This window comes from Pseudomonas sp. Arb-4-2C (genome assembly GCF_055755015.1).
Window position 1 is genome coordinate 2,497,131 of the sequence record NZ_CM146899.1, and the last position, 14,503, is coordinate 2,511,633.

Annotated in this window: 17 protein-coding genes; 15 read left to right on the top strand and 2 right to left on the bottom strand. The window is 59.8% G+C overall.

The genetic code is table 11. From position 1 onward, the window contains the following. Positions 1–16 precede the first annotated feature (16 nt). The 10 genes from AC0J41_RS11210 to AC0J41_RS11255 all read left to right on the top strand — a co-directional run bounded on the left by AC0J41_RS11210 (position 17) and on the right by AC0J41_RS11255 (position 7,756). Positions 17–385, top strand: a complete 369-nt coding sequence (locus AC0J41_RS11210; RefSeq protein ID WP_447807371.1) for a hypothetical protein — start codon at positions 17–19, stop codon at positions 383–385. Further along, the gene (locus AC0J41_RS11215; RefSeq protein ID WP_150729347.1) at positions 382–978 is read left to right on the top strand and encodes a hypothetical protein; all 597 of its coding nucleotides are present in this window, start codon (positions 382–384) and stop codon (positions 976–978) included. Before AC0J41_RS11210 ends, AC0J41_RS11215 begins: the two co-directional genes overlap by 4 nt. Beyond that, positions 975–1,403: a phage tail terminator-like protein gene (locus tag AC0J41_RS11220; RefSeq protein ID WP_150729346.1), complete on the top strand. Its 429-nt coding sequence runs from the start codon at positions 975–977 to the stop codon at positions 1,401–1,403. The genes AC0J41_RS11215 and AC0J41_RS11220 overlap by 4 nt, the downstream gene beginning before the upstream one ends. Positions 1,404–1,442: 39 nt before the next feature. Continuing rightward, the gene (locus tag AC0J41_RS11225) at positions 1,443–2,102 is read left to right on the top strand and encodes a phage tail protein (RefSeq protein WP_150729345.1); all 660 of its coding nucleotides are present in this window, start codon (positions 1,443–1,445) and stop codon (positions 2,100–2,102) included. Between the two features lie 9 nt (positions 2,103–2,111). Further along, positions 2,112–2,492 carry a phage tail assembly chaperone gene (locus tag AC0J41_RS11230; protein WP_119428285.1) on the top strand — a complete coding sequence of 127 codons (381 nt, stop codon included), beginning with the start codon at positions 2,112–2,114 and terminating at the stop codon, positions 2,490–2,492. A gap of 77 nt (positions 2,493–2,569) precedes the next feature. Further along, positions 2,570–2,815 carry a DUF1799 domain-containing protein gene (locus tag AC0J41_RS11235; RefSeq protein ID WP_049827997.1) on the top strand — a complete coding sequence of 82 codons (246 nt, stop codon included), beginning with the start codon at positions 2,570–2,572 and terminating at the stop codon, positions 2,813–2,815. A gap of 27 nt (positions 2,816–2,842) precedes the next feature. After that, complete coding sequence (locus AC0J41_RS11240; protein WP_473015583.1) at positions 2,843–5,893, top strand: phage tail tape measure protein; 3,051 nt, start codon at positions 2,843–2,845, stop codon at positions 5,891–5,893. Further along, on the top strand, positions 5,893–6,231 hold the full coding sequence (locus AC0J41_RS11245; RefSeq protein WP_473015584.1) for a phage tail protein: 339 nt from the start codon (positions 5,893–5,895) through the stop codon (positions 6,229–6,231). The genes AC0J41_RS11240 and AC0J41_RS11245 overlap by 1 nt, the downstream gene beginning before the upstream one ends. Positions 6,232–6,240: 9 nt before the next feature. Beyond that, positions 6,241–6,990, top strand: coding sequence for a phage minor tail protein L (locus AC0J41_RS11250; protein ID WP_473015585.1), 750 nt, complete (start codon positions 6,241–6,243; stop codon positions 6,988–6,990). A 1-nt stretch (position 6,991) separates the two neighbouring features. Further along, the gene (locus AC0J41_RS11255) at positions 6,992–7,756 is read left to right on the top strand and encodes a C40 family peptidase (RefSeq protein WP_473015586.1); all 765 of its coding nucleotides are present in this window, start codon (positions 6,992–6,994) and stop codon (positions 7,754–7,756) included. Positions 7,757–7,762: 6 nt separating this feature from the next. Here AC0J41_RS11255 and AC0J41_RS11260 read toward each other — a convergent pair whose 3' ends face one another. Next, entirely contained in the window at positions 7,763–8,341 is a 579-nt protein-coding gene (locus tag AC0J41_RS11260) for a hypothetical protein (protein ID WP_473015587.1), read from the bottom strand. Between the two features lie 91 nt (positions 8,342–8,432). Next, complete coding sequence (locus AC0J41_RS11265; protein WP_473015588.1) at positions 8,433–8,969, bottom strand: hypothetical protein; 537 nt, start codon at positions 8,967–8,969, stop codon at positions 8,433–8,435. 134 nt (positions 8,970–9,103) lie between these two features. Between AC0J41_RS11265 and AC0J41_RS11270 the strand changes: the two genes are divergently transcribed. The 5 genes from AC0J41_RS11270 (at position 9,104) to AC0J41_RS11290 (ending at position 14,489) form a co-directional block, all read left to right on the top strand. Next, positions 9,104–9,385, top strand: coding sequence for a hypothetical protein (locus AC0J41_RS11270; protein ID WP_473015589.1), 282 nt, complete (start codon positions 9,104–9,106; stop codon positions 9,383–9,385). Between the two features lie 11 nt (positions 9,386–9,396). After that, on the top strand, positions 9,397–9,738 hold the full coding sequence (locus AC0J41_RS11275) for a hypothetical protein (protein ID WP_262142710.1): 342 nt from the start codon (positions 9,397–9,399) through the stop codon (positions 9,736–9,738). Positions 9,739–9,982: 244 nt separating this feature from the next. Next, a complete protein-coding gene (locus AC0J41_RS11280; RefSeq protein ID WP_457295902.1) occupies positions 9,983–10,219 on the top strand; it encodes a hypothetical protein in 237 nt (78 codons plus the stop codon). A gap of 42 nt (positions 10,220–10,261) precedes the next feature. Beyond that, on the top strand, positions 10,262–10,870 hold the full coding sequence (locus tag AC0J41_RS11285; protein ID WP_473015590.1) for a tail assembly protein: 609 nt from the start codon (positions 10,262–10,264) through the stop codon (positions 10,868–10,870). A 58-nt stretch (positions 10,871–10,928) separates the two neighbouring features. Further along, complete coding sequence (locus tag AC0J41_RS11290; RefSeq protein ID WP_473015591.1) at positions 10,929–14,489, top strand: TipJ family phage tail tip protein; 3,561 nt, start codon at positions 10,929–10,931, stop codon at positions 14,487–14,489. The last annotated feature ends 14 nt before the right edge of the window (positions 14,490–14,503 follow it).

Genomic DNA, 14,503 nt, shown 5'->3' on the forward strand with positions numbered 1-14,503 from the left:
CTGATCTGGAGCCCTCATGGCCTTCTACGATGAAATGGCCGTGATGGCTCTGGAGATGATCACAGAGTTCGGCCAGCCCGTGACCATTAGCAAGACGCAGCCGGGCGAGTACGATCCTGAAACAGGTGGCGATTCACCGGGCGCCACCATTGAACAGACCGCCCAAGGCATCCTGCTCGACTTCACCGGTCAGGAATTCCAGAACAACAGCCTCATCAAGCAGGGCGACAAGAAGCTCAAGATCGCCGCGCAGGGCCTGGAGTGGGTACCGGACTTGCTGAACAAAGTGATCATTCAGGGTCGTACCTGGTCCATCGTGCCGCCGTTGAAAGAGGTGAATCCCGCCGGAACACCGATCCTGTATGAGCTGCAGGTGAGGTCATGAGTAGGGCTGGCGCCGGGCAGTCCGGCAGCTTCGCCCTGAGCCTGGCCGAGTTCGCGGCTCAAACCAGTGAAGCGATCGACGCCAGTGTGCGCGAGATCATCATCGAGGTCGGCAGTAGCCTGATCCGCATGTCTCCAGTGGGTAACCCGGAGATCTGGGCGCAGAATGCTGTAGCGACCCAGTACAACAAGGCTGTAGACGACCACAACAGCGCTTTGCGCAGTGACCCTGCCAACCTCACGAAGGGCGGCAGACTGAAGAAGGGCCGCAAGCTCAACGACGGCATGGACATCAAGGCGCCTGAAGGCTACGTCGGCGGCCGGTTCCGCGCGAACTGGCACATTTCCCTCGGTGTGGTCGAAAGCGTCACCTTCGACGAGGTTGACCCGAGCGGCGCCGAAACTACCGCCGCGCTGGTCGCCGCGATGAGCGATTTCACTGCCGGCCAGATGGCGTACATCATCAACAACTTGCCCTATGCGATTCCTCTGGAGTTCGGCCATTCCACTCAGGCCCCCGGCGGAATGGTTCGGGTAACCGTGGCCCGCTTCCAGCAGATCGTGCAGGAGGCCATCAGGAACAATCAGGTATGAGTCACGCACGCGCCCGTCAGGCCATCGAAACGAAGCTGGCCGCATGGTCGGCTGCGCGTCCAATACGAGTGGCCTACTCAAATCAGCCTTTCACGCCAAATCCATCTGAAACCTATCTGCGAGCTTTCCAGCTTCCAGCCAGTACCACTTGCCGTTACCTCGGCGGGGACGCGTACGAGTACACCGGCGTCTATCAGATCAGCATCGTTTGTCCATCTGCCCAAGCCATGGCCACCGCAGAGACGCTTGTTGAAGAGCTGACCCAACTCTTTCGCGTAGACACGCCACTGGCCCGCAACGGGTTTGATGGCCTCATCACGGAACCAGTGGATCAAGGGCCAACAATCACAGAGTCGGCGACCTACACGGTCCCGGCCAGTTTCACCTACGCAGGTGTCGCAGACCAACCGCCCGCTGGGGCATAACCTACCGCCGTCAGGCGGGCACTCAAGAGGAAACACACCATGGCCGCACGCTTCCCGCTGCCGAACGGCGCTGTGCTGGAGATCGCCAGCATTATGGGATCCGCCGTCGCTTTCACTGCTTTGACCAATGCAAAACCGCCGGTCGCCGCCTCTGTAGGGCACGACATTGAAAACGGCGACGTTCTGTTGATCAACTCCGGCTGGGCGCTGATAAATGACCGCGCAGTAAAGGCGTCCGGCGTTACCGCTGATGCATTTGCGCTGGCCGGCCTCAATACCACCAACACCGACAAGTTCACTGTGGGCGCGGGTACCGGCTCAGTGATCCCGGTGTCCGGATGGACGCAGATCTCGAAAGTTACGTCCTTCACATCCTCCGGCGGCGAGCAGCAATACCAAACTGTCGGCTACCTGGAAGATGACGACGACAAGCAGTTTCCAACCAACCGCAACCCGACCACGATCACCATCGTGGTTGAGGATCAGCCGACCGCTCAATACGTCGAGACTGTCGAAGGCTTCGATGACACCAAAGAGCTGGCCGTCGTGCGCATGAAGTTGCGCAATGGCGATCAAATCCTCTACCCAGGCTATGTGAGCATCACCCCCGATCCAACGATGGAGCGCAACAACGTAATGACGCGCACCATCAGCATCGGGCTTTCGGCTCGCTCGCTCCGCTATTTGGCCGGCGCATAAGGACTTCCCATGGCAAAGATCAGGATCGCCCAGAACCCTACGTTCAAGGCTCTCGTCCACATACCCATCGTCGGGTGCGAGCCCGAGGCAATCGAGTTCACCTTCAAGTATCGCGATCGCCCGGCACTCGCCGCGCTGTTTGACGAGTGGAACTTGAAGGCGAAGGAAATGCGCGAGGGGTTCGGGGATGGCACCACATTGTCGGATGTCGTTGCTGCCGAAACCGAATATCAAGTTCAGCAGGTCAAGGACTTGGTCGCTGGATGGGGCTTCGATGACAAGTTCGACGACAAGAGCATCCTTGCCCTTGTGAAGTCGTGTCAGGGGACCGCCGAAGCGGTAGTGAATGCCTATCAGAGCGCGTTCAATCAGGCCCGCTTGGGAAACTGAGGGAAGCAGCCGCGGCGTTGTACGAAAGCGGGCCCTCTGCTGAGCAGTTGGCCATCCTCGGGCTGACGGCTGCCGATATGTCGGGTGACGATGTAGAGGTCTGGCCATGCAACTGGCCAGCCTTCCTCTTGTTCAACCGAATGTCCACGCAGTGGCGGGTCGGCTCCGGTGGCGCCATCGGCCTCGATTACAACTGCATTCGCGACGTAGCCGGCTTCCTCGGCATCAAGAAAAAGAAACTCGCTGAAATCTTTCCTGACCTGCAGGTGCTGGAAGGCGAAGCCCTGCGCGTCATGGCGGAGGAAAGGGAAAACAGCCCGTAGTCACGGGCACTTATTCAAGGTGAGTCGATGAACATTGCAGAACTCGGCGTCAAGATCGACTCGGCCGATGCGATTGAGGCCAAAACGAGCCTGGATGAGATGGCGAAGGCCGGCGCCCGGGCCGAGCAGTCCGCCATTTCGCTGATGAACGAAATGCAGGCGCTGGAGAAGTCGCTTTCTACCAGCGCCAAGACCACGCAGGACCTTGCCAAACAGCGCGATGCGCTGGCGAAGCTGACCAAAACCGGCGCCTATGGCGAGGCTGAGGCCGCGAAGATCTCGGCGCACCTCGACAAGCAGCAGATAGCGCTGGCCAAGTCGACCATGGATGAACAGAAGGCGCTGAACAGCCTACTGGGCGCCATTGACCCGGCCCGCGCCGCACTGGCGAAGCTGGACACCCAGGTCGAGCAACTGGGCAAGCATCTGGATGCCGGCCGGATCAGCCTGGACGAGTACAACACCGCCCTGAGCAAGATCGACAAGGATTACGACAAGCTCAACAAAACCACCACCGGTTTCGACAAGCTGCGCCTCGGCACGCGTCAGGCACAGGAAAACGTCGTTCAATTGGGCAATGCACTGTCCTCGGGGGACTGGGGAAGTGGCGTACGTGCGGTTGCGCAATTGGGCGCCGGTGCAGGCGCGGGCGCTGCGGGACTGCTCGCCATTCTCGGACCGCTCGCGCTTGCCACCGCTGCCGTAGGTGGTCTGGCGTACGCTTTCTACAAGGGGAGCGAGGAACAGGACAGTTACAACAAAGCGCTGATCCTGACCGGCAACTACGCCGGTGTGAGCGCCGGGCAATTGGGCGACATGGCCCGCCAGGTCAGCGCAACCGTTGGCACCGCTGGTCAAGCCGCAGCTGTGCTCGCTCTGCTGGCCGACAACGGCAAGATCGCCGGCGAAAGCTTCACCGGAATAACCCAGTCTGCCGTGTCGATGCAGGAGGCAACTGGCAAGGCCGTAAGCGAGACCGTGGCCGAGTTCGCCAAGCTCGCTGACGACCCGGTCAAGGCGTCTGCTGCGCTGAATCAGCAATACCACTACCTGACCGCATCGGTTTACTCGCAGATCGCCGCGCTGGAGAAGCAGGGCGACCATGCCGGTGCTGTGAAGCTGGCGACAGAGCAGTACGCTGATGCGATCAACGAGCGCACCCCGCGAATCCTGGAGAACCTGAGTTTCTGGGAGAAAGGCTACAACGCTGTTGCGCGTGCCGCGGATAATTTGAAGAACCTTGGCCGACCGGATATCAACGCCGATATCGAACAGGCGCGCCGCAACCTGGAATCTGCCCAGTCGGGCAATGTTGGTCTGTTCCAGAACAAGCAGGAGATGATCGATCTCTACCAGAATCGTCTCAACATGCTTGAAGATCAAAAAGCAGCTGAAGCCGATATCGCCAAATGGGAAGGGGAACAGGCAAAAGCCCAGGGCGAAGCTGTTACCGCCATGGGCAAGATCGACGCACTCACCAAGTCGGCGTGGACGAATGAACAGAAGCGCACCGAGGCGATCAAGGAGTACAAGCGGCAGCTCGAAGATATTCGCAAGGTCGCCCCCAACGACCCGCGCCTGAATCAGGCCGCGATCGACAAGAATCTGGCGAACATCAACGACCAGTTCAAGGATGCGAAAACGGCAGGTACTCAGGTCGATCTGACCGGCTTCGACAATGCCAAGAACAACCTGGCAGCCATCAGCGAAGAGTACAAAAACGCCCAGAAAGAACTGGACGCAGCGCAGAAGGCCGGGCTCGTTTCGCAAGCCGACTACGCCCTGAAACGCGAAGCGCTGATCGGCAACGAGCGCGACGAGGTGACTGCGGCCTACGAGGCAGAGATCGCCGCACTGGAAGCCGCAAAGGCTAAAAAGACCACCTCTGCCGCGCAAAGCATTCAGCTGGATCAGAAGATCGCCGACGCGCGCGCTGGCATGGTCAAAGCGCAGAAGGATGCGGACAGCCAGCTCGAGGTTCTTGCCTCGAACGAGACCGGCCGTCTCGCCCGACAAGAGCGTGCGATCACGACCTACGTTCAGGCGCTGGCTCAACAGCAGCGAGCGCTGGAACTGGCAGGGCAGCGAGCCGTTCTCGGCGTCGGGCAGGGTGATCGTCAGAACGCGCTCAACAATGAGCTGAACAGCCAGCAAGACCGGTTCGCTCAGCAGTCGCTAGAGCTCGCAAACCAGAAGTCCGATCCGTCGCGGAATATGTCCGAGGAGGAGTTCAGGCGTAAGTCGCAGGCTCTCGCCGACGCGAACAAGGCGGCCACCGACCAAATCCGCCAGAACTACGCGGATGTGGAGGCAGCGCAGGGTGATTGGACCAAAGGCGCGACATCGGCCTGGGCCAACTACCTGGACTCGGCGAGCAACATTGCCGGCCAGACGAAAACCCTGTTCGGCAACGCCTTCAGCTCGATGGAGGACGCGGTCGTCAACTTTGCCATGACCGGGAAGCTATCGTTCGCCGACTTCACCAAGTCCATTCTGGCGGACATGGCGCGGATCGCGACCCGACAGGCCAGCTCTGCGTTGTTGAGCAGCCTCGTCGGCGCTGCCACCAGTTACTTCACGGGCGGTGGTGGCGGGAATGGGCTGGCGGCTGGATCAGCAGGTGCGACGTCGTCGAATCTCGGGGCGTCCTCGGCTGGTTACTCCAGCAACTACTTCCCGCAAGCGCTCGGCGGCGCCTGGTCATCCGGTGTGCAGATGTTCGCCAATGGCGGCGCCTTCACCAACAGCATCGTCAGCACGCCGACCGCCTTCGGGATGGCCGGCGGCCGGGCGGGGGTCATGGGGGAGGCGGGGCCGGAGGCGATCATGCCGCTGACCCGGACTTCCAGCGGCAAGCTGGGTGTTCTCGCCGCCGGCGGTGGCTCCGGGACTGCAATCAGCATCAGCGCTCCGGTCACGGTGGTGACCCAGGATCGAGGCTCCGAAGGCATGCAGATTGACCAGCAAGCCCTTTCGAAAAATCTCCAAACACAAATGCGCGCCGTTGCGGAAAGAGTCGTGGCCGACTCTTGGCAGCCTGGTGGAGCCAGCTTCCGACGCGCAAATGGGAGGGCCTGATGGCCATCGAGAAATTCACCTGGCCAACCGAGCGCGGGGAAACACCCGATATCAATTATCGGGTGCGCACCTCGAAGTTTGGTAACGGCTACGCGCAGAACGTCGGCGACGGCCCGAACAACAAAGAGGACTCCTATCCAGTTACCTGCGTCGGCCAGAAGGCCAAGGTGTTGCAGATCATGGCGTTTCTCGACCGACACGCCGGGGCAAAGGCGTTTCTCTGGACAACGCCGCTCGGCGAGCTCGGGCTGTTCACCTGCAAAAAACCCGCTCCCACACCAATGGGCGGCGGAGTCTTCAAACTCACCGCCACGTTCGAGCGGGCATTCCAACCATAAGGGGCAATCATGCCGCTGATCAGTGATATCCAGGTGCTTGAGCCTGGCAGCGAAGTGCTGCTCTTTGAATTGGACGGCACGGACTATGGCGCGGACGTTCTGCGCTTCCACGGGCACGCGATTCCGCACACGGCGGCCGAACTGATAGCCGCCGGCGATAACGCCGATCAATTGCCGGCGAAGGCCATCTACTGGCAGGGCAACGAGTACAGCGCTTGGCCGATGCAGATCGACGGCATTGAGGCGAACGGCGACGGCACAGCGGTACGGCCCACGCTGTCGGTCGGCAACGTCAACGGACGCATCACCGCGCTCTGTCTGGCGTTCGAGGATCTGCTCGAGTTCAAGCTGACGATGCGTCACACGTTGGGCACCTACTTGGACGCGGCGAACTTCCCGGCCGGCAACCCAAAGGCAGACCCAACCCAAGAGACGATCGAGGTCTGGTACATCGACCAGAAAACGAACGAGGACGGAGAAAACGTCAGTTGGGAGCTTGCCAGCCCGGGCGATGTCGGCAACGAGTCGATCGGGCGGCAGGCCACGACGCTTTGCCACTGGTGCCTCACCGGCGGTTATAGGGAGGCGAACTGTGGCTACACCGGCCCGTACGTGACCAAGGACGGCGTCGTTACTGACAACCCGGAACTGGACGAGTGCGACGCCACACTGGGCAGGGGCTGCATCCCGCGCTTCGGCGAGGGCAACCCGCTGCCTTTCGGCGGCTTCCCGGCCGTCTCGCTGATCGCACGGAGCTGATATGCGTAAACACATTTTGAACGCGATCCAGGCGCATGCAGCTGCCGAGTACCCGAAAGAGTGCTGCGGGCTGCTGCTGGCCGTGGGCCGCAAACAGCAGTATTACCCGTGCAACAACGTCTCGACCGAGCCGAACGAGGAGTTCCGGATCGATCCCGAGGAGTACGCAGCTGCCGAAGACATCGGCGAGGTGATCGGCGTGGTGCATTCGCATCCGGATGCCACCAGTCGCCCGTCACCGCGCGACCTGGCCATGTGCGAGGCGACGGCCATGCCGTGGCACATCCTCAGTTGGCCCGAGGGCGATCTGCGAACCATCACACCGTCCGGCGAGGTGCCGCTGCTGAAGCGGTCATTTGTGCACGGGGCTTGGGACTGCTGGCAGGTCTGCGCCGATTGGTACAAACGCGAGTGGGGGCTGGAGTTCGAAGCCTTCCAGCGCACTGATGGTTGGTGGGAAAGCAAGGACAACGCCAGCCTGTACGAGGCGAACTACGAGGCAGCCGGCTTCTACCGGGTCGACCAGCCGCAGCGCGGCGACATGATTGTGATGGAGGTGGGACGGACGGTTTACACGAACCACGCCGGGATTTTTCTCGGCGCTGACCCGGCGCTGCCAGGGGAGGATGCGGCGACGTTCGGGCCGGGTCCGTTCCTGCTGCACCACCTGTACGGCAGGCCATCTGAAGTCATTGTCTTCGGCGGGCCGTGGCTCGACCGTACGCGCCTGATTCTCAGGCACAAAGATGCCCACTCTGCCTACTAAGCCTGCCTACAGGACATGTCGGAGAGTGGCTGGATCAACACTGCAAAGGAAGTTGTGTACCCATGAAAGTAGAGAGCCGTGATCCTGCGCGGATTGAGCGCGGGGAAATATCGTTATCAGATATTGCGGATCGCTTCCGCGGAACCAAAACTCCCGATACTCCCATTTCACATTTTGATGAAGTGCGTCGGCAAGGCCAGGATGGGCGGAGCAATGTTCTGTCGACCATTCCAGCCACAAGCGGTAAATGCCTTTAATCAACTCTTCGTTCTGAGCGAGCAGATGATCTCGAGGAGTGAACTCAACGTAGGAGTAGTAGGCCCCATCCACTTCCCCGGTAAGACAACCCAGCGTCATGAATGCCCGGTTTGGTGCGTTCATCGAGATAAGCAGCTCTTTTAAGCCGTTTTCTGCCGTAGCTTCGTGAATGACATCGATCAGCTCCGGGTTTTCTATCAGATTGATCCCGCCGTTGTTGCGGTCCCCATTTACTGAGACATCGGCCGACTGAAAAGGCCAGATCTTGTAACTTGTAGAGTCATCGACCTTTTTCATGTCGGTGTTTACCGGTGCTGCTTGACTCATCGACACACTGACCTCCAGGTCATAAACGCGCCGAAGTTGGCGCAATCCCAGTCCTTGGGCTTGCAGGCAAAGGACTGGGAGATCCTTTTTCTCAACATTGCTTCACTTGTTTCCAAGTGGTCGCTGTCTTCTTCGCAATCCTGATTCTTTCCTGTCGGGCTTCACGATCCTGTGCGCGCTTCGGCGACTTAAATCGCGACGGGATTTCTCTTGTAAATCCACACCTGAGGCGACTTGTTTCTTGAAGCAGTGTATCAATGAAAGCTTTTTGGAGAAGCCACCAGACTTCGAACCCGAGCGGGGGAAGCATGTAGATAAATATATAGATTATCCGAGCTGGGGTAATTGGGCCTTGGGCGAGAATCAGCATGGTCCCCAGCGCGACCATGGCGGAGACCAAAAAGGCACCGAATAGTGCGCTTTCCTTCAGTAGTTGCCGGTGCACCGCAAATGTATTCGCGCGAATTCCCTTCGCCTTCCTCAATTCCTTATATCGAGACCTCCGGAGAGCTCGGCCAGCTGAGCGCTGAATTGGAATGAAAGCTTTTTTGAACCCCCAAAATGCCAACGCAACCAGAACAGGGAGATACAAATCTTTATAACTAGGCAAATCAGTAGCGAGATCCATCCGCAAGCCTTCCTGGCAAATTCACTTGAAGGCGAAACGCTACTACTTAACGCGAGCAGGGCGTTACTGGGGATTCGTACAGGCTGAAACCGGTGTTAAAGTCCGTGCTTTAAGGATGAGGACGAGCCATGAGGATGATCAAGTTCGCCGCCGCTGCTGTATTGGCGTTTTCGCTTTCAGGCTGCGCCGGGACGAATTTTTCGTACGACGAAGCCAGAAAAGTGAAGGTCGGAATGACCGAAGAAGAGGTAACCCAGATTATGGGACCTCCGTACTCCGTGGTGTCTCGGGCCGATGGTCAAATGTGGGTCTGGAGTCATGCGAACGGCATGACCGGGGCGAGTCGTGTGATCTCATTCAGAATGGTCGACGGTAAGGTTGTCGAAGTGCCAACCATCCCAGCCAGCTTTAAATAGGAGTGACCTGCATGAAATTGATCGTAGGAGCGCTGGCATTTGCGCTATTGGCGGGTTGCTCTGATAGCGGACCGATAAAGGTTGGGCCTGATACCTACACGATTTCGACCCGGGTGCCTTTCGGCGGCCCTGCCTCTGCGAAAGGGCAGGCACTCAAGGAGGCGAATGTGTTTTGCGCCTCACAGGGACGCGAAATACTCCTCGATCACATGCAGGCGAGTGAGTGTGCGCTGCACGGTGGCTGTGGTGAAGCCGAGATCTATTTCTTCTGCCTGGCTGCTGGCGATCCTCAGTTGAAGCGCCAGAAATACAGCCCCGACCCAACTCAGAAAATTGAGATCGACCAGCGTTAAACTGCTGAGGCACTAATTCGGCATGACCGGCCGACGGCCAAATTCATAGGGAGCAAACATGCGGATTTTCATAGGAGCGTTAGCGGTAGCACTGTTGGCGGGGTGTGCGACTTCACCAACGCCTTCCAGTGAGGCCAAACAGGCGCCGACTAGTCAGCTTTCGGCGTTCCAGGCCAAGCCAACAGGGGCATATGGGACACTGCAAGTGATCCGTGACTCTGGGCAGACCGGGAGCCTTTGCGCGATGGCTGTTTTTATCGATGGTAAACAGGCCGCAAAGCTCGAGCCGGGCCAGAAGGCATCGTTCTATCTGCCGCCTGATTCGGTTTCAGTCGGCGCGGCTTACACCGGCTCTGGCATCTGCTCCATGGGGGCTGCGAGAGTGGAGCGGGAAGCGATCGTGAAAGACGGCGCGATCAAGAAATATCGAGTTTTTACCGGGGGCGATGGGCAGATCGACATTCTGCCCACGACCCTTTGAACAGACCGCCTCCGGGCGGTTTTTTATTGCCTGGAGAATGGCATGTGCTCAGCAATTACCTACACTCCGATGACGAAAGTGATGCTGTCCGGCTCGCTCGCCAAGAAGTTCTTTCGAAGCAAGCAATTCCTTCTCGACGGCGGGTCCGCCGGGGAGGTTTTCCGCGCGCTCAATGCGACGATTGATGGCTTCGCTAAGGAAATTAAGCGGCTGGAGCGCCTTGGGCTAAAGTTTGCGATTTTCCGGAACCGCGCGAACATTGGGATGGACGGATTCGATCTCGGCGGCACACGGGAAATTCGCATTGTTCCAGTGATCGGTGGCAGCAAGCGTGCCGGTGGATTACAGACCATCGTCGGTACAGTCATGATCGCTGCAGCGTATGTGATGTCGTTCACACCGTTTGCGGCCGCGTCACCGTTTTTGTACGCGGCCGGTGCGTCCATGGCGATCGGAGGTGTTATCCAAATGCTCAGCCCTCAAGCCTCAGGCCTGAAACAGAGCGCATCCCCCGAAAACGCCCCGTCCTACGCCTTCGGCAGTGCCAAGAACACCACGGCCAGCGGCAACCCGGTGCCGATCTGTATCGGCGAACGCCGGTGGGGCGGGATGATCATCTCGGCCTCGGTCCTGGCTGAAGACAAAGTGTAAGCAGGACAGCAACACACCAACCGCCCGTGAGGCGGTTTTTTTATGCCTGGAGGAAAGCATGGGCGCAGCGGAAAAGATCGAGATCCACGGCGAGAAGGGCGGCAGCAGCAAGCCGAAGTCGCCGGTCGAAGCCAGCGACAGCTTGCGCTCGACGAACCTTGCGAAACTGCTGATCGCCGTGGGCGAAGGCGAGTTCGACGGTGTGCCGACCGACTACAACATCTACCTGGACAACACGCCGATCCGAGATGCCAGCGGAAACTACAATTTCCCGAACGTGAAGTGGGACTGGCGCCCGGGCTCGGTGGATCAGACCTACATCCCGGGCATTCCGTCCGTGGAGAATGAGACCTCCTTGAACATCGAGCTGCGCAGCGATTCGCCGTGGGTGCGCTCGATCAGCAACACCCAGCTATCGGCCGTGCGCATGCGCCTGGCGTGGCCGGCCTTGCAGCGTTCGGACGATGAGGGCAACGTCGGCGGCTACCGCATCGAATACGCAATTGACGTTGCCACCGATGGCGGTGCCTATCAGCAGGTGCTGGTGGACGCTGTCGACGGCAAGACCACCACGCGCTACGAGCGCTCGCGCCGCATCGACCTGCCGGCTGCCACCACGGGCTGGCAGATCCGCGTGCGCCGTCTGACGCCGAACCAGAACAGCAACAAGGTTGCCGACACCATGCTGGTGGCCGGCTACACGGAAGTGATCGACGCCAAGCTGCGCTACCCGAACACTGCGCTGCTCTACATTGAGTTCGACGCCGAGCAGTTCACCAACATCCCGGCGGTGACCGTGAAGTGCAAGGCCCGGCGCTGGATGGTGCCGAGTAACTATGACCCGATCTCCCGGACCTACACCGGGACGTGGGACGGCTCGATGAAATCGGCCTGGACCAACAACCCGGCATGGATCACCTACGGCATCTGCACCGAAGACCGTTTCGGCCTGGGCAAGCGCATCAAGCCGTTCATGGTCGACAAGTGGGAGCTTTACCGAATTGCCCAGTATTGCGACCAGCTGGTGCCGAACGGGCTTGGCGGTCAGGAGCCGCGCTTCCTCTGCGATATGAACCTTCAGGGCAAGGCAGACGCCTGGTCGCTGCTGCGCGATATCTCGGCGATTTACCGGGGCATGACCTACTGGGCGCAGGGCCAGCTGGTGATGCAGGCCGACATGCCGCGCGCGCAGGACTTCGACTACGTCTTCACCCGGGCCAACGTCATCGACGGAAAATTCTCCTACGGTAGCGCCTCGGCGAAGACCCGGTACACCCGGGCACTGGTCAGCTACGACAACCCGGCGAACAACTACGACACCGACGTCATTCCGTTCGCTGACCTGGACCTGCAACGCCGCTACGGCGACCGGCCGACCGAGCTGAGCGCCATCGGCTGCACCCGCGCCTCCGAGGCCCAGCGCCGTGGCAAGTGGGCGATCCTCAGCAACAACCAAGACCGCACCGTATCGTTCAAGACCGGCATGGAGGGCGTGATTCCGCTGCCGGGCCATATCATTCCTGTGGCTGACTCGCTGCTGGCTGGGCGGGAGGTCGGCGGGCGGATCTCGTCAGCGGTTGGCCGAGTCGTCACGATCGATCGCGACACCCAGGCCAAGGCGGGTGATCGGTTGATCATCAACCTGCCTGGCGGCCGTGCCGAGGGCCGCACCGTGCAGAGCGTCAATGGTCGCGCCGTGACAGTGACTGTCGCATACAGCGAGCCACCAGTCGCGCAGCTGCAATGGGCGCTCGACGCCGATGATCTGGCGATCCCGCTGTATCGCGTGCTGCGCACCAAGCGCACCACCGAGGGCGACTTCGAAATCAGTGCGCTGCAGTTCGAGCCGAGCAAGTTCGCGCACATTGACACCGGCGCTCGTCTGGAAGAACGGCCGATCAGCGTGATCCCGATCACCGTGGTTCCGGCGCCGGCAAGCGTGTCCCTCACATCGACGTCGTCGGTGGTGCAGGGCTTGGCCGTGGCCACCATGACCATCAGTTGGCCCGCGGTGGATGGTGCTGTGGGCTATGACGTCGAATGGCGCAAGGACAGCGGCAACTGGATCAAGGTGCAGCGCACCGGCATGACCAACGTGGACGTGGTCGGTATCTACGCTGGCGCCTACGTGGCCCGGGTGCGTGCGGTAAGTGCGTTCGACATCTCGTCGCAATGGCGTAACTCGATCCTGACCAACCTGAAAGGGAAGGAAGGTCTGCCGCCGGCGCTCAGCTACCTGACGGCCACACCGCTGCTGTTCGGCATCTACCTGAAGTGGGGTTTCCCCGCTGGCGCTGGAGACAGCCAGCGGACTGAAATCTGGTATGGCCCGACCACCAGTCTTGAGGCTGCCACCAAGCTGACCGACCTGGCCTATCCACAAAGCGATTTCTCAATGCTTGGTCTTGCTGCTGGCGTGACGTTCTACTTTTGGGGGCGGATCGTCGACAAGATCGGCAACATCGGGCCGTGGTATCCGATCGGCTTGGGCGTACAAGGTCAGTCCAGCTCGAACGCTGGGGACATTCTGGAAATGATCGCCGGCAAGATCACCGAGACGGAGCTCGGCGAGGATCTGCTCAAGGAAATCGAGAAGATTCCAGGCCTGCAGGCGCAGATCGATGCGCTCGATGGTCTGAAGACTTACAACCCGGACGACACCTACGAGGAATACGACCTTGTAGTCGTTGGCAAGCGGGTCTATCAGGCCACTGGCCCGGTACCGAAAGAGACGCCACCGCCGAATTCTGCCTACTGGCTCGATGTTGGCCAGACCGTGGAAACGGCAAACGGCCTTGCCCAGCAGGTGGCGACCAATACCGTCGATATCACCGAACTCGACGGCGCCGTAACGGCCACAGCAACGTCATTCGAGGCGCTGCGGGCATCTTCTCGGGACGATAGCGGGGAAGGCGACCTTGCTGATGCTTTGAAGGGTTGGTATAGCACCGCTGCGATCGCAGCAGAAAGCAAGGTGCGGGCGTCTGATAATGAAGCGATGGCACAGCGCCAGGTGACGCTGGACGCGCGAGTTGGGCGCAACGAGGCGACCATCACCGAGCTTGATCGCGTGGTCACCACCACCAACTCGGCGACGTCGACGAAGATCGATCAGTTAACCGCCTCCGTTGGGCAGACCACCGCGCAGATTCAGCAGACCTCGACCGCCTATGCGGACACGGCAGGGAAACTGTCCACGATGTGGTCGGTGAAGATGCAGGTAAATGCCCAGGGACAGTACGTCGCGGCTGGCATCGGCTTAGGGATCGAGAACACTGGGGCAGGGCTTCAAAGCCAATTCTTGGTGAGCGCTGATCGTTTCGCCATCGTAAATGGAATCAACGGCAATTTGTCCGTTCCGTTTGCGGTTCAGAACGGCCAAGCCTTTTTGCAGTCCGCGTTCATCCTCGACGGAACAATCACCAACGCCAAGATCGGCAGTTACATCAGCTCCACCAACTACATTGCCGGCCAGCAAGGCTGGATTCTCAACAAAGACGGCACACTCGAGATCAACGGCATTGTGCCAGGGCAGGGGCGGTTGGTGATCAACTCTCTCAACGTCTCTGTCTACGACGCCAACAATGTGTTGCGTGTCCGTCTCGGCTATCTGGGGTAATCAATGGCTTATGG